Source organism: Sphingomonas citricola, assembly GCF_019429535.1.
Classification (GTDB): Bacteria; Pseudomonadota; Alphaproteobacteria; order Sphingomonadales; family Sphingomonadaceae; genus Sphingomonas; species Sphingomonas citricola.
Genome location: NZ_JAHXZM010000002.1, coordinates 313,634 through 335,372, shown reverse-complemented (window position 1 = coordinate 335,372; position 21,739 = coordinate 313,634). Strand labels below are relative to the sequence as shown.

The following is a 21,739-nucleotide window of genomic DNA, read 5'->3' as shown; positions in this document are numbered from 1 at the left end:
AGATGCGTAACTTCATGCTTGCCCTTGGCGCGACCACCATGGTGCTGCCGACCCTGATCGCGACGACGCATGACGCCGACGCGCGCAAGCGTCATTCCTACCGCGAGTGGCGCGGCAACGACGGACGGCTGCGTTGCCGCAAGCCGAACGGCACGACCGGTCTGGTCGTCGGCGGCGTCGCAGGCGCGCTAGTTGGCCGCACGATTGACACACGCGGCGACCGCACGCTCGGCACGCTGCTGGGCGGTGCGGGTGGCGCGCTCGCGGGTCGCGAGATCGAGCGCAGCGGGGATCGTCGCTGCCGCTGATCGGCAACTGATCTTCGGCTGAATGCAACCGAATTGGACGGGTGCGGTTCTCTCCGGCGAACCGCACCCGTTTTAACATCGATCAAGGAGCAGACATGTCGGTCAGAAGCGCATCCGCCCGGTACGAGGGCCTCGGCAAAGACGGCAAGGGTCACGTATCGACGCAGTCGGGCGTGCTGTCCGACAACGCCTATGGCTTCAACACGCGGTTTGAAAACGAGCCGGGCACCAATCCCGAGGAGTTGATCGCCGCCGCGCATGCAAGCTGCTTTACGATGGCGCTGAGCTTCGCGCTCGCACAGGCCGGCCACAGCGACGGCACACTCGAGACGAAAGCCAAGGTCACGCTCGATAAGGACGGCGACGGCTTCAAGATCAGTAAGTCCGCCTTGTCACTGACCGCCGATGTTCCTGGCATTTCGGCCGAGGAGTTCGCCAAGATTGCGAACGAGGCAAAGGCCAATTGCCCGGTGTCGAAGCTGTTGAACGCCGAGATCACGCTCGATCATACGCTGAAGACTGAATGAACGACGTGTAGTTTTTGGTTCACGCAACCGGGGATAAGAGCGGGGGGTCTTGTTTCATCACTGACGATGGAGTTGTCATATGCGTATCATGCTTGCCGCCGCAATCGCCGCCACGGCGCTCGGCACCGCGCCCGCCCTCGCCCAGAACCCCTACCAAGCCGGACGCGAATATAATCGCGACGTGCGCGATGCGCGTCAGGAATATCGCGAGGATCTGCGCGACGCCGACAGCCGCCGTGACGTGCGCAACGCGCGACGCGAATATCGCGACAACATCAGCGATGCCCGCCGCGACTATCGCAACGACGTTCGCGACTGGCGCCAGAGCAACCGCTACGACTACAACCGGCTCGAGCCGGGTCAGCGCGCCTATTATGCCGACCGCTACTACCGCGACGGCCGGTATTATCAGGAGCGTTCGCTGGGTCGCAACGACCGCATCTATCGCGGGCGCGACAACCGTTACTATTGCCGCCGGAACGACGGCACGACCGGTCTGGTCGTCGGCGGACTGGCGGGCGGTGCGCTGGGCAACGTGATCGCGGGCGGCGGTTCGCGGCTGCTCGGGACGGTTATCGGTGCCGGCGGCGGTGCGCTGCTGGGTCAGTCGATCGACCGCGGCAACGTGCGCTGCCGCTGATCAACCTGATCACTACGCAAAGGGCCCGGCGCATTGCCGGGCCCTTTCGCGCGTCAGATGAGGCCGCCGCCCAGCATCAACCGCGCGGCGAAGATCACGATCAGGATGAGGTTCAGGTTCCGTCCCGAATTGGACGACGACAATGCGCCGATCGCAGCGCCGACGATGGCGATCGGAATGACGAACCAGTAACCCCAGGCTAGAAATGGCAGGAACGGCACGATGCCGAGCACCAGTGCGACGAGGCCGATCAGGATCGAGATGATGTTGAACATGGCATCAATGTGGTCGCCTGCGTGGTGTCTTGCAAGAGTGACACACATTTCGTCACACGCTTCCTTAACGCCCATGGCGGCATGACATCGTGCAACGTTCGCGTCGCAATGGACCCAATGGCTCGACTTCTATTCCCCTGCCTCGCCGCGCTGGCGCTCGCCGGTTGTGGCAGCAGCGCACCCGACGAGGCCGCGCCCTCCGCACCCGCCGCGGCGATGACCGGCACTGCGGCCTCCTCGCCCGCCGCCGATCCGGCGCTGACCGCGGCGCTGCGTGACCAGATCATGGTCGACCCTGCGCTCGTGCAACAGGCAAACGCCGACACGATCCGCCCACCGACGCAGCCGCAGAGCGGCGCGTTGCCCCCGGTCGACATCGCGGCCGCCGCACACGCGCAGGCCGCCGCGATGAATGCGACGTCCGGCGAGACGCTGCGCCGCGCCCCCGCCGCGACGGGGAATTGCCGCCAATGCGCGATCGCGCGTCAGTCGCTGACGCTCGGCGCGCTTGCCGAGGCGCAGGGCGGTCGTGCCGGGCAATGCGCGGCGAACATCGACTATTCGGCCGGCTGGGCCAACCGCCTCCCGCGCGGCGTGCCGCTCTACCCCGACGCGCGCGTGACCGAGGCCGCGGGGGCCGATGGCCAGGGCTGCGCGCTGCGCGTCGTCAGTTTCTCGAGCGCCGCACCGATGCAGCGGTTGCTCGATTGGTATTACACGCGGTCGTCTGAGGCGGGCTACGCGTCCGAGCATCACGCCGACGGCGCCGAGCACGTGCTGGCGGGCAACCGTCGCGGTGGCGGCAGCTTTATGGCGACGATGCGCGCGCGTACCGATGGTGGCACCGACATCGACCTGATGGCCGACGGCGGCTGATCATGCCCAAGCGGGCGGGTATGATCGATCACCCCTCGCGCGGCGACGCCGACGCGCTCGTCATCCCGGCGCGCATTCCTTTCGGTGCGTTTTCGCGATAGGGCGCGGTGATGAACCCGCTTATTCCCGTCATGGCAGGCGGCGCGCTCGGCTCGGCCGGGCGTTACCTGACCGGACGCTTTACCCTGTCATTCTTCGGTCCCGACTGGCCGTGGGGCACGATGACCGTCAATCTGCTCGGCGGCTTGCTGATGGGGCTGCTGACCGGCGCACTCGCGCGCGTTTCCGCGCCCGAGGGCTGGCGGTTGTTTCTCGCGATCGGGGTGCTCGGCGGTTTCACCACCTTCTCGTCCTTCTCGCTCGACACCGTCGCCATGGTCGAGCGCGGTGCGGTGTTGCTCGCGCTCGGCTACGTGCTCGTCTCGGTGATCGGCTCGATCGTGGCATTGTTCGCGGGCTTGTCGATCGTGCGGGTGGCGGCATGAACAAGGTGGTCGAGAACGTCCGCCAGTTCGTCATCGCGCCCGACGACGATGGCATCCGCGTCGATCGCTGGTTCAAGCGTCACCTCGACGCGACGAGCTTCACCACGGTCGCAAAATGGGCGCGTACCGGGCAACTCAGGCTCGACGGCGCGCGCGTCGGCCCGGGCGACCGCGTGCAGGCGGGGCAGACGCTGCGCATTCCGCCGGTCGAGGCGGTGCGCACCACCGCACGGCCGCAGCGCGAGCGCACGCCGCTCACCCCCGACGAACAGGCGTTCGCGCAGGAAATGGTGATCCACCGCGACCCGCAGGCGCTGGTGCTGAACAAGCCGCCGGGGCTCGCGACACAGGGCGGCACCAAGACGACCGCGCACGTCGACGGCCTGCTCGACGCGTTGCAGGACGATCTGGAGGGACGGCCAAAGCTCGTCCACCGGCTCGACAAGGATACGTCGGGCGCGCTGCTGGTCGCGCGCACCTCGCGCGCGGCGGCGTTCTTTGCCAAGACCTTTTCGGGCCGGACCGCCAAGAAGATCTACTGGGCGCTCGTCGTCGGCGTCCCCTCGATCGACGACGGGATGATCGAGCTGCCGATCGCGAAGCAGCCCGGCACCGGCGGCGAGAAGATGCACGTCGACGAAGCCGAGGGTCAGACCGCGCGCAGCCGCTACCGCGTCATCGAGCGCGCGGGCAACCGCACTTGCTGGGTCGAGCTGCAACCGCTGACCGGGCGGACGCATCAGTTGCGCGTCCACATGGCGGCAATCGGCCACCCGATCGTCGGCGACGGCAAATACGGCGGACCCGCGGCGTTCCTGACCGGCGGGATCAGCCGCAAGATGCACCTCCATGCGCGCCGCATCCGCGTCGACCATCCCGATGGCGGCGAAATCGACGTGACCGCCGAGTTGCCGCAGCATTTCGCCGAGAGCCTGGCGAGCCTGGGGTTCGAGGAGATGGCGGGCAATTCGATGCCGATCAACGACTTCGTCGCGCCGACGCGCGAGGAGAAGAAGGCGAAAGCACGCGCGCATGCCAAGGGAGTCCGCAAGGCGCGCCGCGGCGAGCGGCGCGGACGCGGCAGCCGCGACGACTGAGCGCGGACGCCGGGTACCGGCGCGGCGGGATTGGCGGCCCGCCGCCGTGCTACGCGATCAAACGGCGGCGATGTCCAGATACGTCCAGCCGGCATAGCCAAACAGCAGCAGTGACGCCGCACTGGTGATACCCACGAGCACGTAGCCGATCGCGGTCAGCATCGCGGGATTGGGTCGGCGTTGCTTCTTATTACGCGACGCGCCCGACATGACGAAGGTCATCAACAGACCATAGGTAAAGGCAACCGCACCGAACATCGACTATCACCCGCTCAGACCGCCCTTCCCCGCGGCCGCGGCTGGGTTAAACATATCCAGGTTAACGAACCTAGCCGAGCCCGCCGCATTCATCGTACGAAAACAACGCCTTGCCGCCCACTGACGGATCGTTCGTGCTATTCGACGATTGTTGGCGCCGTTTGCCGTCATGGCAAAGCGGGCACGTGGCTGCTAGTGGCGCGGTCATGCCGCATATCCCCGTCCGCCTCGCGATCTTCGACTGCGACGGCACGCTCGTCGACAGCCACGCGAACATTTGCCGCGCGATGGAAAGCGCCTTCGCGGGCGTGCGCGTCACACCGCCGTCGCGCGAGGCGATCCGGGGCATCGTTGGATTGAGCCTTGTCGAGGCCGTGGCCGCGCTCGCCCCCGATGCGGAGCCCGCGTTCCACACCGCGGTCGCCGCGGATTACAAGACCGCGTTCCAGCGGATGCGCGCCGACGGATCGTTCGAAGCCGAACCGCTGTACGACGGCGTGGTGGACGCACTCGACGAGCTCGGCCGGCAGGGCTGGATCCTTGGCATCGCGACGGGCAAGTCCGACCGCGGACTGTCGCACGTGCTAGCGCACCACGGATTGACCGACCGGTTCGTCACGTTGCAGACCGCCGACCGACACCCATCGAAACCGCATCCCTCGATGATCCACGCCGCGGTGGCAGAGGCCGGCGCCGATCCCCATCTCACGGTCATGATCGGCGACACGAGTTACGACATGCAGATGGCACGGAACGCAGGCGTTCGCGCGATCGGGGTCACCTGGGGCTATCACGACGCCGCCGTGCTGCGCGGCAGCGGAGCGCATGCGGTGATCGATCGGTACGCCGATCTTGCCGGCGCGATGGCGACGGAGGCCGTGGCGTGAGCGATCCTGCGCTGCCGCGCTGGGCGGCACTGTCCGCAGTACGCATCATCGGCAGCTTCGGCGCGGTGCTGGGGGTGATCCTGGTCGGGCGGGCCGACGATACCGGCCCGAAGGTACTGGGCGTGGCGATCGTGCTGGCCTCGCTCTGGATGCTTGCCAGCGTGCCGCGTGCGCTCGCCGCGCGCTGGCGGAGCCCGCGATGAAGCGGTTCTGGCGCGACGTTGCGATCGACGCCGACTGGGTCGTCCGGCTCGACGATCGCCCGGTACGCACGCCCGGCCGCGTACCGCTCGCGCTACCGAGCATGAAGCTCGCCGAAGCGGTGGCGGACGAATGGCGTGCGGTCGGCGATACGATCGACCCCCGCGCAATGCCGCTGACCGGGCTCGCCAATGCCGCGATCGACCGCGTCGCCCCCGACCTTCCCGCCTTCGCACGCGGGATCGCGGTCTATGCCGACAGTGATCTGCTCTACTACCGCGCCGATCAACCGCCCGAACTGGCGGCACGGCAGGCGGCAGCGTGGAACCCGCTGCTCGAATGGGCATGCGAGCGATACGACGTGCATTTCGAACCGGTCGCGGGGATCGTCCATCACGCTCAGCCCGCCCCGACGGTGCAGCGGCTGGGCGACGCGGTTGCGGCGCGCGACGCCTTCGCGCTGGTGCCGCTGTCGCCGCTGGTGACGATCACCGGGACGCTGGTCGGCACATTGGCGCTCGCGGAAGGCGCGATCGACGCGGATGCGTTATGGAACGTCGCCCACGTCGACGAGGACTGGCAGGCGGAGCATTGGGGAGAGGACAGTCTGGCGACGCAGGCGCGCGCATATCGCCGCGGCGAGTTTGACGCCGCCGCGCGGTTCCTGTCGCTGCTTTAAGTAATTCGCCTCAGGCCGGCGAGCGCAGCTTTCGAATGAACCCGATCAGTCCGGTCTGACGCGAACGCTTCAATCGTTCCGCCGCCAGGATGGTTCGAACGTGTGCATAGCATTGCTCGACATCGTCGTTGACCAGGACATAGTCGTAACCGTCCCAGTGGCTGATCTCGTTCGATGCGCGCGCCATGCGGCGGTCGATCACCTCGATCGCGTCGGTGTTGCGGTTGAGCAGCCGCTTGTGCAGTTCCTCCATCGACGGCGGCAGGATGAAGACGCGCACCACGTCGCCGCCCGCGATCTGATGCAACTGCTGCGCACCCTGCCAGTCGATGTCGAACAGCACGTCCTTGCCCGCGGCAAGCATCTCCTCGACCGGTGCGCGCGGTGTGCCATAGCGCTGGTCGAACACGTGCGCCCATTCGAGGAACTCGTGCGCCGACACCATCTCGCGGAAACGTTCGAGCGAGACGAAATGATAATCGCGGCCGTCCTCTTCGCCGGGGCGGATCGCGCGAGTCGTCGCCGATACCGACAGCGACAATTCGGGCTCGATCGCCAGCAATTTGCGCGCGATCGTCGACTTTCCAGCGCCCGATGGCGAGGACAGCACGAACAGCACGCCGCGCCGCTTGAAATTGTGGGTGTCGGGGTGGGGGGTGCCGTCCATGCGCGCCTCTGGCCCGCGGGACGCCGCGGCGTCAAGTCACGCGCGCGCGTCGCACGACGGTTCGCCGTCGGCGTGGCGCGGCGGACACGCCCCGCTCAGGTATCCCGGCGGAGCCGCGCGGCATGCCACGCGATGTGGTCGGCCATGAAGGTCGAGACGAACAGATAGCTGTGATCGTAACCCGGCTGCATCCTGAGTTCGAGCGCGATGCCCGCGTCGGTGCAGGCGCGTGCGAGCAGGTCGGGGCGCAGTTGTTCGGTGAGAAACGCGTCGGCGTCACCCTGATCGACCAGCAGTTCTGGCAAACGCGCGCCATCCTCGATCAACGCCACCGCGTCGTGACGCCGCTTCGCCGCGACGTCGTCACCTAGGTAACGATCGAGCGCGCTGCCCCACGGTACCTGCGTCGGCGCGACGATCGGCGCGAAGGCGGACACCGAGCGGAAGCGGTCGGGATAGGTGAGCCCCACCGTCAACGCACCGTGTCCACCTATCGAGTGACCCGTGATCCCCTGCCGCGCCACGTCGACCGGGAACGACGACGCGACAAGCGCGGGCAGCTCGTCGGTGACGTAGGTCCACATGCGGTAATTGGCGGACCAGGGGGCCTGCGTCGCATCGACGTAGAAGCCCGCGCCTTGCGCGAAATCCCACGCCTCCTCGTCGGGCACGCCGTCACCGCGTGGGCTCGTGTCGGGTGCGACGAAGATCACGCGGTGCTCCGCGCAGGCGCCACGAAACTCGCCCTTGTCGGTCACGTTGGCGTGGGTGCAGGTTAGACCGGACAGATACCAGACGACCGGCAGCCGCTCGCCCGGCGCGTGGTCGGGCACGAAGACCGAGAAGGTCATATCGGTGCCCGTCGCGGCGGAGGCGTGGCGGTACACGCCCTGCACCCCGCCGCGCGCCTTCGTGGTCGAAACCGTCTCCAGCTCGCCCACGGCTGCCTGCGCGTTGCTCACGCCGCGGCTGGCGTCTGTTGTGTCGGCTTCTCGGCGGGCATCCGGTGAAGCGCGCACAGCTTGTTGCCGTCGGGATCGCGCAGGTACGCGAGGTACAGGTGCATGCCGCCGCCGCTGCGCACCCCCGGCGCGTCCTCGATCGCGGTGCCGCCCGCCTCGACCCCCGCCTTGTGCCACGCGTCGGCCTGTTCAGGGCCGTCCACCGCGAAGCCGATCGTCCCGCCGTTGGCGTGCGTCGCGGGCTGGCCGTCGATCGGCTTGGTGACGAGGAACATGCTGCCGTTGTGGCTGTAGATCAGGCGGCCCTTGGGATCCTGGAACCCGGGCTTGCCACCGATCGAGGCAAACAAGTGATCGTAGAACCTCTTCGATCGATCGAGGTCGTTCGATCCGACCATCATGTGGCTGAACATCGTCTCTCTCCCCTATATGGCCGCTCGGATCGGCGGCGTTAGTAGATCACCACGCTGCGGATTGATTCGCCCGCGTGCATCAGGTCGAAACCCTTGTTGATCTCCTCCAGCGTCAGGCGGTGCGTGATCATGGGGTCGATCTCGATCAGCCCGTTCATGTACCAGTCGACGATCTTGGGCGTGTCGGTGCGCCCGCGCGCGCCGCCGAACGCGGTGCCTCGCCAGACACGCCCGGTGACGAGCTGGAACGGCCGCGTCGCGATCTCCTTGCCCGCTTCCGCCACGCCGATGACAACCGATTCGCCCCAGCCGCGGTGCGCGCTTTCCAGCGCCTGCCGCATCACCACCGTGTTGCCGGTGCAGTCGAAGGTATAGTCGCCGCCGCCATCGGTCATCGCGATCAGGTGCTGCACGACGTCGCCGACGTTCTTCGGATTAACGAACGCGGTCATGCCGAATCGGCGCCCCCATTCCTCACGATCGGGGTTGATGTCGACGCCGATGATATGGAGCGCGCCGGCGAGCTTCGCGCCTTGAATCACGTTTAGCCCGATCCCGCCGAGCCCGAACACGATCACGGTCGACCCCGGCTCGACCTTGGCGGTGTTGACCACCGCACCGACGCCGGTGGTGACGCCGCAACCGACGTAGCAGCTCGTGTCGAACGGCGCGTCGGGGCGGATCTTCGCCACCGCGATCTCGGGCAGCACGATGAAGTTCGAGAAGGTCGAGCAGCCCATGTAATGGAAGATTGGCTGGCCACGGTAGCTGAACCGCGTCGTCCCATCGGGCATCAGCCCTTTCCCCTGCGTCGCGCGGATCGCGGTGCACAGGTTCGTCTTCTGGCTCAGACACGACTTACACTGACGGCATTCGGGCGTGTAGAGCGGGATCACATGGTCGCCGACCGCGACGCTCGTCACCCCCGCGCCGATCTCGCGCACCACCCCGGCGCCCTCGTGCCCCAGCACGCTCGGGAACAGTCCCTCGCTGTCGAGCCCATCAAGCGTGTAGGCGTCGGTGTGGCAGATGCCCGTCGCCATGATCTCGACCAGCACCTCGCCCGGCTTCGGCCCTTCGAGGTCGAGCTCGACGATCTCCAGCGGCTTCTTCGCCTCGAACGCGACGGCGGCGCGGGTTTTCATGCGTGTTCCTCTCTTTTCCGATCGGGGCCTCAGGCCGCGCTGACCAGCAATTTGTCGATCCGGCGTCCGTCGAGGTCGACCACCTCGAACCGCCAACCCTGTTCCTCGAAATGCTCGCCCTCACCCGGCAGCTTGCGGAAGACCGCGAGCGCGAGGCCCGCGACCGTCGCGTAGTCGCGGTCGTCAGGCAAATCGATGCCCAGCCGTTCGGCAAGCGCGTCGGCCGCCATCGTGCCCGCGACCAGGAGCGACCCGTCCTCGCGCTCGACGACGTTGGGCGCCTCGTCGGGATCGGCGTCGGAGGCGAATTCACCCGCGATCGCCGCCAGCAGGTTGGCGGGCGTCACCACGCCTTCGAAATGCCCGTATTCGTCGTGGATCAGCGCCATCGGCACGTCGGCACGGCGCAGCGCGTCAAGCGCGTCCATCGCGTCGATCTGATCGACCACCACCGGCGCCTTGCGCACCAGTTTCGCGAGGTCGAGCGGCTCGCCGCGGAACAGTGCCGCGGCGACATCGCGCGCCTGCACCACGCCGACGACCGCGTCGATCGATCCGTCGCCCACCGGCAGGCGGCTGTGCGGCGAGGTGAGCAGCTTGGCACGCAATTCCGCCTCACCCAGCGTCATGTCGATCCAGTCGACGTCGGTGCGCGGCGTCATCACCTCGCGCACCGGGCGATCGGCGAGCCGCACCACGCCCGAAATGATCGAGCGTTCGTGCTCCTCGATCACTCCCGACTTGCTCGCCTCGGCGACGATCAGGTGCAATTCCTCCGCGGTGACGTGATCCTCGTTCTCGCGGTTGAGCCGCAGGAGCTTGAAGATCAGCGCGCTTGACGAATCGAGCAGCCAGCCGAGCGGCTTCGTCGCGGTCGCGATATAGGTCATCGGCAGCGCGACGACGCTCGCGATCGCCTCGGGCGCGCGCAGCGCGATCTGCTTGGGCACCAGTTCGCCGATGATCAGCGACGCATAGGTGGTCAGCCCGATCACGAGCGCGAAGCCCACCGTCTCCGCAGTGTGGTGCGACAGACCGAGCGCCTCGAGCCGCGCCGCGGTCGGCGTGCCAAGGCTCGACCCCGAGTACGCGCCCGCCAAAATGCCGATCAGCGTGATGCCGATCTGAACGGTCGACAGGAACTTGCCGGGATCAGACGCGAGCTTCAGCGCGGCGGCGGCGCCGCGCCGCCCCGTGCGCGCCATCGCCTCCAGCCGCGCCTTGCGCACGGATACGATCGCGAGCTCGCTCATCGCGAAGATGCCATTCAACGCGACCAGCGCGAGGATGATCAGGACGTCGAACCAGGGGAACGGCGGTAACATGGCTGCGGCTACCCTTGGCGGCAAACGACCGCGCGAACAATCCGCTTTCTCTTACCGCGCGATCGACGAGGTGCGCGCGCCGGCTGCGTCAGCCAGCGTTAAGCCCGTCAGCATCAGTGCACAACCGGAACAATCACCAGCATCGTCCCGTTTCGGGCGAATGATCCTAGTGAAAGGGAGAAGAATGAAGCTGCCGTCCAAGTTCCTCGCCGCCGCGGCGACGCTGTCGCTCGTCACCACCGCCGCCTGCACCACCGACCCGGAGACGGGTGAGCGCCGTATCAGCAAGACCGCGATCGGCGGCATCGGCGGTGCGCTCGGCGGCTATCTGCTCGGCGATCTCGTCGGCGGTCGCCGCGACCGCACGGAGAAGATCTTGGGCGCCGGGATCGGCGGCATCGCGGGCGCGGGCATCGGCGCGTACATGGACAAGCAGGAGCGAGAAATGCGCGCGCGCACCGCGGGGACCGACGTCGAGGTCGTGCGCCAGGGTGACGACCTGCTGCTCAACATCCCGTCGGGCATCAACTTCGCCTACAATTCCGCGAATGTGCAACCGCAGTTCCGCTCGACGCTCGACAAGGTGTCGTCGGTGCTCGCCGATTATCCCAACACCTATATCGACGTGTACGGCCACACCGACTCGACCGGCAGCGACGCGTACAACCAGGATCTGTCGGAGCGCCGCGCGATTTCGGTCGCGGACTATCTGTCGAGCCACGGCGTCCAGTCGGCGCGCATCGCGACCAAGGGCTACGGCGAGACGCAGCCGATCGAATCGAACGAGACCGAGCAGGGCCGCGCCGCCAACCGCCGCGTCGAGATCAAGGTGGTGCCGATTTCGGAGAACGATCTGCCGCCGCGCTGACGCGCCGCCGCATGATCTGACGACGTAGGAGGGCGGCGTGGCGCAGGTGCTACGCCGCTCTTCTTCTTTTCCAGTAAGCCATTAAGGTACAGGGGCGTCTGCGTTCACGCGGTTGCTGCTGCGAACGTCACAATCGGACGTGGTAAGGGGGATCACGCTGTCCCCAACAGACTCATCGCCGCGCGGCGAAGAAGTCGCGCAGCAGCGTCGACGCCTCCCGTTCGCCGATCCCCGCGAATACCTCGGGGCGATGATGGCACGTCGTCTGTGCGAAAAAGCGTGCGCCGTGCGCGACCGCGCCGCCCTTCTCGTCATCCGCGCCGTAGAACAGCCGGGCGATCCGCGCGTGCGAGATCGCGCCCGCGCACATCGTGCATGGCTCCAGCGTCACCCAGAGGTCGCAGTCACCCAGCCGGTCGCGCCCTAGCACCTGCGCGGCGCGGCGAATCGCCAGCATTTCGGCGTGCGCGGTCGGGTCGAGCAGCGCGCGCGGCGCATTGGCCGCGATAGCGACTACCGCGCCGGCATGGACGACGGCTGCGCCGACCGGAACTTCGCCCGCGCGGGCGGCATCCGCCGCGGCGTCGAGCGCTGCGCGCATCGCAGAGGGCAGCGGGAACATCGGCACCGCCGTGCCTCAATCGTCGGTGCGGGGGAAGGCCGCGCTTACTGCTGCGGTGCCGCTTCGGCGGGCTTCTGTACCTTCACGTCGGGCACGGCGACCGTCTTGTTTTCCGTACCGATCGAGATGCGCCCGACATCGGCGTTGAACTTCGGCGCCTGACCACCTTCGAGCCGCGGCAATTGTGCCGGCTGTGTCTGATCGAAGCGAAGAAAGCCGGTCAGCATCGCGGCAAGGACCAGGAGCGCAACGATACCCAACATCACCAGAAACGAGCGCATGATCCATTCTCCCCATCGATTCGCTGCCGCAACAACGCGACAGGTGCGTGCGGGTTGCAGATCGTGCCGCGCCGCGCCGCTGGGACCGGTGACGACTTGACCGCACGCGACTTCATCACTATCGGGACCGGCTTTCCGGGCAACCGTATTTCAGGATTTCAACCATGTCGCGCATCTGCGAGCTGACCGGCAAGGGCCGGCAGGTGGGTAACAACGTTTCCCACGCCAACAACAAGACCAAGCGCACGTTCCTGCCGAACCTGCAGAACGTCACGCTGATCTCCGATTCGCTCGATCGCTCGGTACGCCTGCGCGTGTCGACCAACGGCCTGCGCTCGGTCGAGCACAACGGCGGTCTCGACAATTGGCTGGTCAAGACCAACGACGAGAAGCTGTCGCTCAAGGCGCGTCGCCTGAAGCGCGAGATCGTCAAGAAGCGCGCGGCGGAACCCGTCGCCGCGTAACGCCTCCGTTTTTACGGGGTCCGAACGGCCTGCCATTCATCGAATGGCGGGCCGCTTCGCGTTCGCACGTTAATCCAAACGGAATTTGAGCAGCAGCGTCGGGCGATACCAGGCGAGGTCGTTGTCGGTCACGACCCATAGCATCGTCTGGCCGTGCTCCTGCGTCACCGCCAATCCCTCGGGATTCTCTCCCAGCAGGGGCGGCCCCCAACGCGCGATCTCGCGCCCCGCGACCGTCGCGCCCTTCCTGATCGCGGTGAGTGGCACCCGGACCAGCACCGCGTCGAAGCGCAGCCGGCTGAACCGTCGATTGAGCACCACCACATCGCCCCCGGGTAGCACCGCCGCGTCGCTGGGGTTGAAGCCGGACGGCGGCCGGTAGCGGAACCGCTGGATCTTGGCTTCGGGACGGGTCGGATCACCGTCGAAGATCAGCGCCTCACGCACGCCCCGCCGTCCGTCCGCACGAGCCTGTTCGCTGATGACGACGAACCGCCCGTCACGCAGGCGGACCATCGATTCGGCGCCACCATTGATCGCCCATCCGCGCATCGGCGGCGGCGCGACATGCGCCTGGACGCGGCGCAGGTCGGCGGAATAGCGCCAGATCGCGTTCGCGCGCTCATATCCGATCCACACCCGTCCTGCCCGACGATCGACCGCCAGCGATTCGGTGTCCCGGCTTTCCTTCGCCCAGCCGGTATCCGGCCCCGCGGGCAATGACCCCGCCGCGCGCGTGGCGAGCCGCCTGCCTGTAATCGCGAAGCGGACGTAATTGCCGCCGTCGCTCAGCATCGTGATCTCGCCGTCGTCGATCGACAGCGCGGAGAAGCCGCCGAACGCGGGGTCTCGCGACCACAGGCGCAGCGCGCCGACCGGCGTCAATTCCCCGATCCGGCGCGGCCACCCTTCCTCGGGCACATAGGCTGCGGCGTGAACCACCGCGCCCGGCGCGATCAGCGGCAATCGATCGAGCCCCGTCCATCCCGGAACGAATGCCAGCACCAGCGCGATCGACAGCGGCCATTTCACACGCCCGCCCTTAGGCGCGGATGCTCGCCCCGCCTACCCGCGCGTAACCCGAAGCATGAACGAACGATAACGAGCGCATTCAGGCTCGGCTCAATGCGAATCACCCATAAGCATCCCAACGACGGGGTGATCCCGCCGGCAAGTTTGAAGAAAAACGGGAGTTCGTACCATGTTCAAGAACCTGACCCTCGCCGTCTCCGCCCTCGCGATGGGCAGCGCCGCGCTGACCCCGATGGCTGCCGAGGCGCAGCGCTACGGTCACCGCTACGAGCGCAACTATCGTGACGGCTACCGCAACTATGATCGCCGTTACGACAGCCGCCGGTACAACTACAACCGCCGCTGTTCGGGTGGCACGACCGGCACGATCGTCGGCGCGATCGCGGGTGGCCTGTTGGGTCGTACGATCGACACCCGCGGTGACCGCACACTCGGCACGGTGCTCGGCGGCGTCGGCGGCGCGGTGGCGGGCAACGCGATCGAGAAGTCGAACAATCCGCGTTACTGCCGCTAACCTCCTTGGCCGGTGCGGTGACGGGCCCGATGCCCTCCCGCACCGCCCTCCTCTACTCGCGTAGCGTATCGAGTTCCCCCGTGTAGCGTACCGGGGGCGCGGGCCGGTGGCCGAAAGGCGGCCGGCCCGTTGTTCTTCGCGCGCAGGTCCGCCCCGCGGACTGACGCGCGCAGCGCGCGAACCGGCCGGCGGGCCTGCGAGAGATGTGCCCGTCCGACGTCACGGCGGCGGCTCCGCCGTCGCCGCGGTTCGACAAAAGAACGTGCGAAACCGAGCCCATAGCCGTGCTCTGTCAGCTTGGGGCCTTGTGGCCCCGCCGACTCTCGTATGATCCAGTCGCGGCGACGGCAAAGCCGCCCCCGTGACGTCGGACGGGTTCGCTGATGCGACCCGCCGGCCGTGCCGGGCTGCGCGCCGCGGGCGCACCGCACCGCGAGGTGCGGCGCGCGGCCCGTCAGTACATGTGCTGCCCGCCGTTGATGCTCAGCGTCGATCCCGTCACGAACCCCGCATCGTCCGAACATAGGAATGCGACGCCCCGCGCGATTTCCTGTGCCTGACCGAGGCGTCCGACCGGGATCTTGGCAACGATCTTCTCCAACACCTCGCCCGGCACCGCGGCCACCATGTCGGTATCGATGTAGCCGGGAGCGATCGCGTTCACCGTGATGCCGGCGCGCGCGCCTTCCTGCGACAATGCCTTCGTGAAACCGTGGATACCGCTTTTCGCCGCAGCGTAGTTGACCTGGCCATATTGCCCGGCCTGGCCGTTGATCGAGCCGATATTGACGATCCGCCCCCATTTGCGGTCGCGCATGCCCGGGAACACCGCTTTCGCCATGTTGAAGCAGCCGCCGAGGTTGGTATCGATCACCTCGCGCCACATTTCGTAGCTGAGCTTCATGATCGTGCCGTCGCGCGTGATGCCGGCATTGTTGACCAGCACGTCGACGGGGCCGATCTCGTCCGTGACGCGCGCCACCCCGGACTGGCATGCGTCGTACTCCGCCACGTCCCATCTGAACGCGGCGATCCCGGTACGCTCGGTGAAATCGCGCGCGCGCTCGTCGTTGCCGGCGTAATTGGCCGCGACCGTCAGCCCCATGTCGCGGAGCGCGACGCTGATCGCCTCGCCGATGCCGCGTGTTCCCCCTGTCACGATTGCTACGCGTGCCATCAGACGTCCTCTCCTTGTCCGCCGCGCAGGCTACGGACGCGGCGCCCAGCCTTCAAGCTCGCGCGCGATCACCGCGCGTAACATTTCGATGCCGCGCACGCTGTCGTTGAGGCACGGCAGGTAGGCGAAGTGCGTACCGCCCGCCTCCTCGAACGTTTCGCGCCCGCGGATCGACAGTTCCTCCAGCGTCTCGACGCAGTCGGCCGAGAAGCCGGGCGCGACGATCGCGACCTTTTTCACGCCGTTGCCCGGCATTGCGGCAAGCACGGTATCGGTCGCGGGTTCGAGCCATTTCGCGCGGCCGAAGCGGGATTGGAACGTGATGGTGAGCTTCATGCCCAGCGCCTCGCCCAGCAGCCGCCCGGTCTTCTGGCAGTGGCAGTGATAAGGGTCGCCCCGTTCCAACGTGCGCTGCGGCATCCCGTGAAAGCTCGCCATCACCGCGTCGGGGGTGAAATCGAGCGCGGCGAGCCCCTCGCGCACACTTTGCGCAAGCGCGTCGATATAATCGGGGTCGTCGTAATAAGGCGGCAGCGTGCGGATTGCCGGCTGCCAGCGCATCGTCGCGAGCTTCGCGAATGCCTTGTCGTTGGCGGTCGCGGTCGTCGCGGCGCAATATTGCGGATAGAGCGGGCTAAGCAGGATACGCTCACACCCCGCGTCCTTCATCGCCTGCAACCGATCGGCGATTGCCGGCCGACCGTAACGCATCGCCCAGTCGACCATCACGCCGTCGCCGAACGCGCCCTCGAGCGCGAGCGCCTGCGCACGCGTGATCGCGGCCAGCGGCGAGCCGTCCTCGCGCCACACCTGGCTGTAGGCGTGCGCCGATTTCTTCGGTCGCGTCGTCAAGATGATGCCGCGCAGGATCGGCTGCCACGCGATCTGCGGCAGCTCTACGACGCGGCGATCGGACAGAAATTCGGCGAGATAGCGTTTCACCGCCTTCGGCTCGGCGGCGTCGGGCGTCCCCAGGTTGATAAGCAGCACGCCGACGCGTGGGCGCGGGATCGAGGGATGGCCGGCAGGGATCATGAGCGGGGTCTCAGACGCGGGGTTGCAGGGGAAGCGATCGGTACCGCGAACCGGACGCGGTACGCAGTGCATTGGCAACGGCCGGCGCCACCGCCGGTATCCCCAGGTCGGACACGCCACCCGGATCGGCCGTGCTCTGGATCAACTCGACCGTGACCTCGGGCGCGGTGGCGAGCGTCGGCAGCCCGAAATCGCCGAACATCCGCGTGTCGGCGAGATTGCGCCCGATGCCAGTCGAGCAACCGGTCGCGAGCGCGACCCCCAGGATCAGACCGCCCTCGATCTGCTGGCGCACCACGTCGGGATTGACCGTGCGCCCGCAATCGACCGCCGCCACCAGCCGCTCGACACGGACGCGCCCGGCGTCGTCGATCCGCGCCTCCGCCATCACCGCGATGAAGCTGCCCGCGACCGCGTGGCAGGCGATCCCCTGTCCGCTTCCCACAACCCCGCCCTGCCACCCGCCGAGCGCCGACGCGGTGGTCAGACAGCGCGCGAGCCGGGCATTGCCGCCCAGCATGCCGATCCGGTAGCTCATCGGCTCGTTGCCGCTCGCTTGCGCGAGTTCGTCGATAAAGCATTCGGTGAAGAACGCATTATATCCGTCGGCCAGCCCACGCAGATGCCCGACGGGCACGCCGATCGCGGCAGGATGATGGTCGATCGCGATCGCCGGGATCGCGTAGGGCGGCACCGCGCCCGACATCGCATATCCGTCCACGCCCCCGCGAAGCACCGCCGCGGCACGACGAAGCGGATCGTTCGGCAGCAATCGCGCGGCTAGTTCGGCCCCGGTCGCGGGTGCCGCGATCTTCGCCTGCCATCCCAGGATCGCGCCGCCCGCCCCGATCCGCGCGCTCATCCGCGCGCGCGCCGGCGCGCGAAACCGGTCGCGCAGCGCGCTCTCGCCGCGCGACCAGGTGAGCTGGACCGGCCGTTTCAGTTCGCGTGCGAGGATCGCCGCCTGCTGCGCGACCTCGGTTTCGAGCGCCTGACCGAACGATCCGCCGACCAGCATCGCGTGCACCGTCACCTTGGCCGCCGCGATGCCGAGCGCGGCGGCGGCCGCATCGCGCGCACTGGTCGGCGCCTGGGTCGCGATCCATAGTTCGAGCGTGCCGTCGCGCCAGTGTGCGGTCGCGCCCGGCGTCTCCAGCGCGGGATGCAGCGCGAGGCCGGCGTGATAATCCGCGGTATGGAGCTGCGCACCGCTGAGGACCGCGGATATGTCCCCCGCCGCGGCGACGCGGTGGCCATCATCCGCCAGCGCCGCATCGAGCGCGCGATCGATCGACGCGTCGTCGATCACCGGGCCTCGCGTCTCGAACCGCGGCGCGAGCGCGTCGAGCGCGCGGTTGGCCGCCCACCAATTGTTCGCCGCCACCGCCACCCACGTGTCGCGCGCGACGATGCCCGCCACACCCTGCACCGCTTCCGCCGCGGCGCGATTGAAGGAGCGCAGTCGCGTGTCGCCGATCGGCCCCTGGCGGAGGCTGGCGAACACCATGTCGGGCAACCGCACGTCACCCGCGTAATTGGCAGATCCGTCGACCTTCGCCGGCGCATCGAGCCGCGGCAGAGATTGCCCGCTCAATCGCCCGTCGTCGCCGAAGCGCAGCGGCAGTTCGTCGGGAACGCTGTACGTGGCCGCCGCCTCCGCCAGCTCGCCGAAGCGCAGCTTGCGTCCTTCGAGCACGACGAAACCGTCGGCGGTGTCGCACGCCTGCCAGTCGGCGTCCCAGCGTGCCGCCGCGGCCTTGCACAGCAGCACGCGCGCCGCCGCGCCCGCCTCGCGCAGGACCTGCTCGAACCGCCGCAGCGAGGTCGACCCGCCGGTCAGCATGACCGCGTCGCGCGTCCAATGTTCGTCGCGTAACCCTGGCGGGACATGCTCGAACCCGCCGGCGAACAGCGCCTCGGCGGCGAGCGGGTTGGCGTAGAGCGGATTGATTGGCGCGGGCTCGACCGCGACGGTACGCCAGTCCGCGCCCAATTCGTCGGCGACGATCTGCGGCAGCGTGGTGAACACCCCCTGCCCGTGCTCGACCTGCGGCACTGCGACGATCACGCGGCCGTCGCGCGCGATCTTCAGATACCCGCCGAACAGCGTCTCGTCCGTCGCGACCGGCAGATTGGGCGCGTATCGCCGTGGCCACGCGCTCCACGCGACCAACAGTCCGACACCGGCACCACCGGCGACGAGGAGATTGCGGCGCGACAGCGTTGGCATGGCGCGCTCCTTACCCACCGGACGCGGTGGGGCAAGCTGATGTGCGGCGCGCGATGCTAGACGCTCTCCGTCAGCGCGAGCGCGCGATATTTCGCCCGCAGCGATACCTTGTCGATCTTCTCGGTGCCCAACCGCGGCAGCGGATCGTCCGCGATCCAGATCTTCTGCGGCACCTTGAATGCGGCGATATGCTGCGTCAGGAACGCGACCAGATCCTCCGATTCAACCACGCCCGGATGCGCCAGATGGACCACCGCGCCCGGCACCTCGCCGTAGCGTTCATCGGCGAGGCCGAAGACGGCGGCCTCGGCCACCTCCGCGTGCTCGTAGAGCGCCGCCTCGACCTCCTGGCAACTGATGTTCTCGCCGCCACGGATGATGATGTCCTTCTTGCGGTCGACGATGAACAGATAACCGTCCTCGTCGAGGTAGCCGATGTCGCCGGTGCGAAAATAACCGTCGGCGGTGAAGGCGTCGGCGGTTGCCTGTGGATTGCCCCAATATTCCTCGAAACACGCGACCGAGCGGATGCACACCTCGCCGCGCTGCCCCTGCGCGACCGGCGCTCCCGCATCGTCGAGGATCGCGAGGTCGACCAGCGGCATCGAGGCGCGACCGGCGGAATTGGGCTTGGCGAGATAATTGCCGCGCCAGTTGCCGGTGCCGACGCCGTTGGTCTCCGTCAGCCCGTAACCGATCAACGGCGCGCCCTCCATCTCGGCATCGATGCGGCGGACATGCTCCACCGGGCGCGGTGCCCCGCCCGCGGCGATATCGGCGAGCGTCGACAGGTCGTATTTGCCGCGGTTGGGATGCGTCAGCATCTCGAAGCTCATCAATGGCACGCCGACGAAATAGGTCACTTTCTCCTGCGCGATCAGCCGCATCGCTTCCTCGGCGTCCCATTTGGGCATCAGCACCAGCTTGCGCCCGATCGCCATGCTTTGCAGGAACACCGGCACTTCGGCGGTAACGTGAAACAGCGGCACGTTGAGCAAGGTCGCGGGTTGCAACGTGCTGGCGGTGCCGTCCTGCGTCGCCAGCCCCAGCATCATCAGCGCGGAGGCAAGATAATTGAAAATGCCCTGCGTCACCTGGAAATGGGTCGACAACGCGCCCTTCGACTTGCCCGTCGACCCCGACGTGAACAGGATCGTCGCGCGATCATCGCCGGTGAGCGTCGGCAAGGTCGCGCCGGTCGCGTGCGCGACGATGTCACCGATCGCCTCGCCCAGGGGGCGCAGGTCATCAAACGTCTCGACCCGCGCCGCGACGCCGTCGATCGCGGCGAGCCTCTTCGCCCGCGGCAGGTCGGCGAAGATCAGGCTGACGCCGACGTCGTTGATCGCGGCCTCGAACTCCTCCGCCTGCCACCAGCCGTTGAGCAGCGTCGCGGTGCCGCCCGCCATCAGGATGCCCATGTAGAGCACGATCCACGACGGCGAATTGCGCGCGGCGATACCGATACGGTCGCCCTTCGCGACGCCGTAATGCCCGACCAGCGCGTCGGCGACCTGCCGCGCGGCGGCATGGACCTGCCCGAAGGTCAGCCGTTCGTCGCCCGCGATCAAGAATTCGGCGTCGGCATGCTGGGTGCAGAAATGCGCGAAATAGGCGGTGAGCGTCGGCGGCGCGGCGGCGATGAACGGCAGCGATCGGCCGAAGCGCTCGACCTGCCCGAGCGGCAGCTGCCCGCCCTCGCCGGTCATCGCACCCATCACCGCATCCATCCGCTGGTCGAGCTCGGTCCGCATTTTTCTCTCCGCTTTGATCCAGGCCTTGGGCTTGGTCTTGTGCTTGCGGCTCCTTATGGAGGCGGGAATGCTGAGGGGAAAGCCTTGATCCTGTCCATGCTCGCCGACGCCGCCTACTCGGGCACCGGCCATATCCGCTTCGCCGATCTGGGCCTGCACCCCGACGTGTTCACGCTCGGCTTCTTCACGCTGCGCTGGTACAGCCTCGCCTATATCGCGGGCATCGTCGTCGGCTGGTGGTATCTGCTCAAGCTCTTGGCGCAGCCCGGCGCACCGATGGCGCGGCGCCATGCCGACGACCTCGTCTTCTACGCGACGCTCGGCATCATCCTCGGCGGACGGATCGGTTACGTCCTGTTCTACGCGCCCGAGATGCTGTCGTCGCCGCTGCGTATCCTGAGGTTGTGGGACGGCGGCATGTCGTTCCACGGCGGTGTGATCGGCACCTCGCTCGGCATCATCTGGTTCGCGCGCAAGCACGGGCTCAACTGGCTGCGCATCCACGATTACGTCGCCTGCGTGGTACCGTTCGGTCTGTTCTTCGGCCGGCTGGCGAACTTCGTGAACGGCGAATTGTGGGGCAAGCCCGCCGACGTGCCGTGGGCGATCGTGTTCGAACGTACGGTGCCGACCGGCTTCCTCGAACCCGCCCGCCACCCGAGCCAATTGTACGAGGCCGGGCTGGAGGGCATCTGCCTGTTTCTGTTGCTCGCCTACGCATTCTGGCGCACCAAGGCGCGCTACCAGCCGGGCAAGCTCGTCGGGCTGTTCCTGCTCGGCTACGGCGTGGCGCGCTTCATCGTCGAGTTCTTCCGCGAACCCGACGCGCAATTCGCGGGCACATTCTTCGCCAACACGATCCACATGGGTCAGGTCCTCTGCATCCCGATGATCCTGGGCGGCGCGTTCCTGATCGCGACCGCGCCCGGCCGGCGGCAGCGGATCGAGCCGACCGGTGGATTGGAGAGCGTCGCCTGAGCAATCATCCCCTCGTCCCGCCGCCGGGCGCGCCAACGG

General features: G+C 67.6%; 27 protein-coding genes. 13 read left to right on the top strand and 14 right to left on the bottom strand.

All coding sequences use genetic code 11. From position 1 onward, the window contains the following. Window positions 1-2: 2 nt before the first annotated feature. From KZ810_RS05520 to KZ810_RS05510, 3 genes are all read left to right on the top strand, one after another. On the top strand, window positions 3-308 hold the full coding sequence (locus tag KZ810_RS05520; protein ID WP_219767998.1) for a glycine zipper 2TM domain-containing protein: 306 nt from the start codon (window positions 3-5) through the stop codon (window positions 306-308). A 95-nt stretch (window positions 309-403) separates the two neighbouring features. After that, window positions 404-835: an OsmC family protein gene (locus tag KZ810_RS05515; RefSeq protein WP_219768377.1), complete on the top strand. Its 432-nt coding sequence runs from the start codon at window positions 404-406 to the stop codon at window positions 833-835. A gap of 79 nt (window positions 836-914) precedes the next feature. Next, window positions 915-1,475 carry a glycine zipper 2TM domain-containing protein gene (locus KZ810_RS05510; RefSeq protein ID WP_219767997.1) on the top strand — a complete coding sequence of 187 codons (561 nt, stop codon included), beginning with the start codon at window positions 915-917 and terminating at the stop codon, window positions 1,473-1,475. A 53-nt stretch (window positions 1,476-1,528) separates the two neighbouring features. Here KZ810_RS05510 and KZ810_RS05505 read toward each other — a convergent pair whose 3' ends face one another. After that, on the bottom strand, window positions 1,529-1,750 hold the full coding sequence (locus tag KZ810_RS05505; protein ID WP_219767996.1) for a hypothetical protein: 222 nt from the start codon (window positions 1,748-1,750) through the stop codon (window positions 1,529-1,531). 117 nt (window positions 1,751-1,867) lie between these two features. Between KZ810_RS05505 and KZ810_RS05500 the strand changes: the two genes are divergently transcribed. The 3 genes from KZ810_RS05500 to KZ810_RS05490 all read left to right on the top strand — a co-directional run bounded on the left by KZ810_RS05500 (window position 1,868) and on the right by KZ810_RS05490 (window position 4,208). Further along, a complete protein-coding gene (locus KZ810_RS05500; RefSeq protein ID WP_219767995.1) occupies window positions 1,868-2,626 on the top strand; it encodes a hypothetical protein in 759 nt (252 codons plus the stop codon). A 110-nt stretch (window positions 2,627-2,736) separates the two neighbouring features. Next, window positions 2,737-3,111 carry a fluoride efflux transporter CrcB gene (gene crcB, locus KZ810_RS05495; RefSeq protein ID WP_219767994.1) on the top strand — a complete coding sequence of 125 codons (375 nt, stop codon included), beginning with the start codon at window positions 2,737-2,739 and terminating at the stop codon, window positions 3,109-3,111. Beyond that, window positions 3,108-4,208 (top strand): RluA family pseudouridine synthase, encoded by a 1,101-nt coding sequence (locus KZ810_RS05490; RefSeq protein WP_219767993.1) that lies wholly within the window; start codon window positions 3,108-3,110, stop codon window positions 4,206-4,208. The genes crcB and KZ810_RS05490 overlap by 4 nt, the downstream gene beginning before the upstream one ends. 57 nt (window positions 4,209-4,265) lie before the next feature. On the opposite strand, the gene KZ810_RS05485 is transcribed toward KZ810_RS05490, so the two are convergent. Next, window positions 4,266-4,466 (bottom strand): hypothetical protein, encoded by a 201-nt coding sequence (locus tag KZ810_RS05485; RefSeq protein ID WP_219767992.1) that lies wholly within the window; start codon window positions 4,464-4,466, stop codon window positions 4,266-4,268. A 206-nt stretch (window positions 4,467-4,672) separates the two neighbouring features. On the opposite strand from KZ810_RS05485, the gene KZ810_RS05480 reads away from it, so the two are divergent. From KZ810_RS05480 to KZ810_RS05470, 3 genes are read left to right on the top strand one after another with little or no spacing between them, the layout of a single operon-like run. Next, the gene (locus KZ810_RS05480) at window positions 4,673-5,353 is read left to right on the top strand and encodes an HAD-IA family hydrolase (RefSeq protein ID WP_219767991.1); all 681 of its coding nucleotides are present in this window, start codon (window positions 4,673-4,675) and stop codon (window positions 5,351-5,353) included. Beyond that, complete coding sequence (locus KZ810_RS05475) at window positions 5,350-5,556, top strand: hypothetical protein (protein ID WP_219767990.1); 207 nt, start codon at window positions 5,350-5,352, stop codon at window positions 5,554-5,556. The genes KZ810_RS05480 and KZ810_RS05475 overlap by 4 nt, the downstream gene beginning before the upstream one ends. Further along, window positions 5,553-6,233, top strand: coding sequence for an ATP12 family chaperone protein (locus KZ810_RS05470; protein WP_219767989.1), 681 nt, complete (start codon window positions 5,553-5,555; stop codon window positions 6,231-6,233). Before KZ810_RS05475 ends, KZ810_RS05470 begins: the two co-directional genes overlap by 4 nt. Window positions 6,234-6,243: 10 nt before the next feature. On the opposite strand, the gene gmk is transcribed toward KZ810_RS05470, so the two are convergent. From gmk to KZ810_RS05445, 5 genes are all read right to left on the bottom strand, one after another. Beyond that, window positions 6,244-6,900, bottom strand: a complete 657-nt coding sequence (gene gmk / locus KZ810_RS05465; protein ID WP_219767988.1) for a guanylate kinase — start codon at window positions 6,898-6,900, stop codon at window positions 6,244-6,246. Window positions 6,901-6,995: 95 nt separating this feature from the next. After that, complete coding sequence (gene fghA, locus KZ810_RS05460; protein WP_308461497.1) at window positions 6,996-7,862, bottom strand: S-formylglutathione hydrolase; 867 nt, start codon at window positions 7,860-7,862, stop codon at window positions 6,996-6,998. After that, complete coding sequence (locus tag KZ810_RS05455; RefSeq protein WP_219767987.1) at window positions 7,859-8,275, bottom strand: VOC family protein; 417 nt, start codon at window positions 8,273-8,275, stop codon at window positions 7,859-7,861. The genes fghA and KZ810_RS05455 overlap by 4 nt, the downstream gene beginning before the upstream one ends. Before the next feature lie 38 nt (window positions 8,276-8,313). Then, window positions 8,314-9,420, bottom strand: a complete 1,107-nt coding sequence (locus KZ810_RS05450) for an S-(hydroxymethyl)glutathione dehydrogenase/class III alcohol dehydrogenase (protein ID WP_219767986.1) — start codon at window positions 9,418-9,420, stop codon at window positions 8,314-8,316. Window positions 9,421-9,449: 29 nt separating this feature from the next. After that, on the bottom strand, window positions 9,450-10,745 hold the full coding sequence (locus KZ810_RS05445; protein ID WP_219767985.1) for a hemolysin family protein: 1,296 nt from the start codon (window positions 10,743-10,745) through the stop codon (window positions 9,450-9,452). A 184-nt stretch (window positions 10,746-10,929) separates the two neighbouring features. Between KZ810_RS05445 and KZ810_RS05440 the strand changes: the two genes are divergently transcribed. Next, window positions 10,930-11,613, top strand: coding sequence for a YiaD family glycine zipper/OmpA-like lipoprotein (locus KZ810_RS05440; protein WP_219767984.1), 684 nt, complete (start codon window positions 10,930-10,932; stop codon window positions 11,611-11,613). Between the two features lie 172 nt (window positions 11,614-11,785). On the opposite strand, the gene KZ810_RS05435 is transcribed toward KZ810_RS05440, so the two are convergent. Then, window positions 11,786-12,235, bottom strand: coding sequence for a nucleoside deaminase (locus KZ810_RS05435; protein ID WP_258044475.1), 450 nt, complete (start codon window positions 12,233-12,235; stop codon window positions 11,786-11,788). Window positions 12,236-12,279: 44 nt separating this feature from the next. Continuing rightward, window positions 12,280-12,516 (bottom strand): hypothetical protein, encoded by a 237-nt coding sequence (locus KZ810_RS05430; protein ID WP_219767983.1) that lies wholly within the window; start codon window positions 12,514-12,516, stop codon window positions 12,280-12,282. 164 nt (window positions 12,517-12,680) lie between these two features. Here KZ810_RS05430 and rpmB point away from each other — a divergent pair, with 164 nt between their 5' ends. Beyond that, entirely contained in the window at window positions 12,681-12,980 is a 300-nt protein-coding gene (rpmB, locus tag KZ810_RS05425; RefSeq protein WP_019515770.1) for a 50S ribosomal protein L28, read from the top strand. Between the two features lie 69 nt (window positions 12,981-13,049). On the opposite strand, the gene KZ810_RS05420 is transcribed toward rpmB, so the two are convergent. Further along, window positions 13,050-14,012 carry an esterase-like activity of phytase family protein gene (locus tag KZ810_RS05420; protein WP_219767982.1) on the bottom strand — a complete coding sequence of 321 codons (963 nt, stop codon included), beginning with the start codon at window positions 14,010-14,012 and terminating at the stop codon, window positions 13,050-13,052. Window positions 14,013-14,181: 169 nt separating this feature from the next. Here KZ810_RS05420 and KZ810_RS05415 point away from each other — a divergent pair, with 169 nt between their 5' ends. Then, entirely contained in the window at window positions 14,182-14,526 is a 345-nt protein-coding gene (locus KZ810_RS05415) for a glycine zipper 2TM domain-containing protein (protein ID WP_219767981.1), read from the top strand. 454 nt (window positions 14,527-14,980) lie between these two features. Here KZ810_RS05415 and phbB read toward each other — a convergent pair whose 3' ends face one another. Genes phbB through KZ810_RS05395 form a run of 4 tightly spaced genes read right to left on the bottom strand, consistent with a single transcriptional unit; the run spans window position 14,981 to window position 20,722 of the window. Further along, window positions 14,981-15,703: an acetoacetyl-CoA reductase gene (phbB, locus tag KZ810_RS05410; RefSeq protein ID WP_219767980.1), complete on the bottom strand. Its 723-nt coding sequence runs from the start codon at window positions 15,701-15,703 to the stop codon at window positions 14,981-14,983. A 30-nt stretch (window positions 15,704-15,733) separates the two neighbouring features. After that, window positions 15,734-16,738 (bottom strand): ferrochelatase, encoded by a 1,005-nt coding sequence (gene hemH / locus KZ810_RS05405; protein ID WP_219767979.1) that lies wholly within the window; start codon window positions 16,736-16,738, stop codon window positions 15,734-15,736. Between the two features lie 10 nt (window positions 16,739-16,748). After that, the gene (locus tag KZ810_RS05400; protein ID WP_219767978.1) at window positions 16,749-18,968 is read right to left on the bottom strand and encodes a molybdopterin cofactor-binding domain-containing protein; all 2,220 of its coding nucleotides are present in this window, start codon (window positions 18,966-18,968) and stop codon (window positions 16,749-16,751) included. A gap of 56 nt (window positions 18,969-19,024) precedes the next feature. Beyond that, complete coding sequence (locus KZ810_RS05395; protein ID WP_219767977.1) at window positions 19,025-20,722, bottom strand: class I adenylate-forming enzyme family protein; 1,698 nt, start codon at window positions 20,720-20,722, stop codon at window positions 19,025-19,027. A gap of 84 nt (window positions 20,723-20,806) precedes the next feature. Between KZ810_RS05395 and lgt the strand changes: the two genes are divergently transcribed. Further along, window positions 20,807-21,700, top strand: coding sequence for a prolipoprotein diacylglyceryl transferase (lgt, locus tag KZ810_RS05390; protein ID WP_373369141.1), 894 nt, complete (start codon window positions 20,807-20,809; stop codon window positions 21,698-21,700). The last annotated feature ends 39 nt before the right edge of the window (window positions 21,701-21,739 follow it).

Coding starts and splice junctions, on each gene's coding strand:
- KZ810_RS05520 (WP_219767998.1), top strand. CDS start 3: ATGCGTAACTTCATGCTTGCCCTTGGCGCGACCACCATGGTGCTGCCG.
- KZ810_RS05515 (WP_219768377.1), top strand. CDS start 404: ATGTCGGTCAGAAGCGCATCCGCCCGGTACGAGGGCCTCGGCAAAGAC.
- KZ810_RS05510 (WP_219767997.1), top strand. CDS start 915: ATGCGTATCATGCTTGCCGCCGCAATCGCCGCCACGGCGCTCGGCACC.
- KZ810_RS05505 (WP_219767996.1), bottom strand. CDS start 1,750: ATGTTCAACATCATCTCGATCCTGATCGGCCTCGTCGCACTGGTGCTC.
- KZ810_RS05500 (WP_219767995.1), top strand. CDS start 1,868: ATGGCTCGACTTCTATTCCCCTGCCTCGCCGCGCTGGCGCTCGCCGGT.
- crcB (WP_219767994.1), top strand. CDS start 2,737: ATGAACCCGCTTATTCCCGTCATGGCAGGCGGCGCGCTCGGCTCGGCC.
- KZ810_RS05490 (WP_219767993.1), top strand. CDS start 3,108: ATGAACAAGGTGGTCGAGAACGTCCGCCAGTTCGTCATCGCGCCCGAC.
- KZ810_RS05485 (WP_219767992.1), bottom strand. CDS start 4,466: ATGTTCGGTGCGGTTGCCTTTACCTATGGTCTGTTGATGACCTTCGTC.
- KZ810_RS05480 (WP_219767991.1), top strand. CDS start 4,673: ATGCCGCATATCCCCGTCCGCCTCGCGATCTTCGACTGCGACGGCACG.
- KZ810_RS05470 (WP_219767989.1), top strand. CDS start 5,553: ATGAAGCGGTTCTGGCGCGACGTTGCGATCGACGCCGACTGGGTCGTC.
- gmk (WP_219767988.1), bottom strand. CDS start 6,900: ATGGACGGCACCCCCCACCCCGACACCCACAATTTCAAGCGGCGCGGC.
- KZ810_RS05455 (WP_219767987.1), bottom strand. CDS start 8,275: ATGTTCAGCCACATGATGGTCGGATCGAACGACCTCGATCGATCGAAG.
- KZ810_RS05450 (WP_219767986.1), bottom strand. CDS start 9,420: ATGAAAACCCGCGCCGCCGTCGCGTTCGAGGCGAAGAAGCCGCTGGAG.
- KZ810_RS05445 (WP_219767985.1), bottom strand. CDS start 10,745: ATGTTACCGCCGTTCCCCTGGTTCGACGTCCTGATCATCCTCGCGCTG.
- KZ810_RS05440 (WP_219767984.1), top strand. CDS start 10,930: ATGAAGCTGCCGTCCAAGTTCCTCGCCGCCGCGGCGACGCTGTCGCTC.
- KZ810_RS05435 (WP_258044475.1), bottom strand. CDS start 12,235: ATGTTCCCGCTGCCCTCTGCGATGCGCGCAGCGCTCGACGCCGCGGCG.
- KZ810_RS05430 (WP_219767983.1), bottom strand. CDS start 12,516: ATGCGCTCGTTTCTGGTGATGTTGGGTATCGTTGCGCTCCTGGTCCTT.
- rpmB (WP_019515770.1), top strand. CDS start 12,681: ATGTCGCGCATCTGCGAGCTGACCGGCAAGGGCCGGCAGGTGGGTAAC.
- KZ810_RS05415 (WP_219767981.1), top strand. CDS start 14,182: ATGTTCAAGAACCTGACCCTCGCCGTCTCCGCCCTCGCGATGGGCAGC.
- phbB (WP_219767980.1), bottom strand. CDS start 15,703: ATGGCACGCGTAGCAATCGTGACAGGGGGAACACGCGGCATCGGCGAG.
- hemH (WP_219767979.1), bottom strand. CDS start 16,738: ATGATCCCTGCCGGCCATCCCTCGATCCCGCGCCCACGCGTCGGCGTG.
- KZ810_RS05400 (WP_219767978.1), bottom strand. CDS start 18,968: ATGCCAACGCTGTCGCGCCGCAATCTCCTCGTCGCCGGTGGTGCCGGT.
- KZ810_RS05395 (WP_219767977.1), bottom strand. CDS start 20,722: ATGCGGACCGAGCTCGACCAGCGGATGGATGCGGTGATGGGTGCGATG.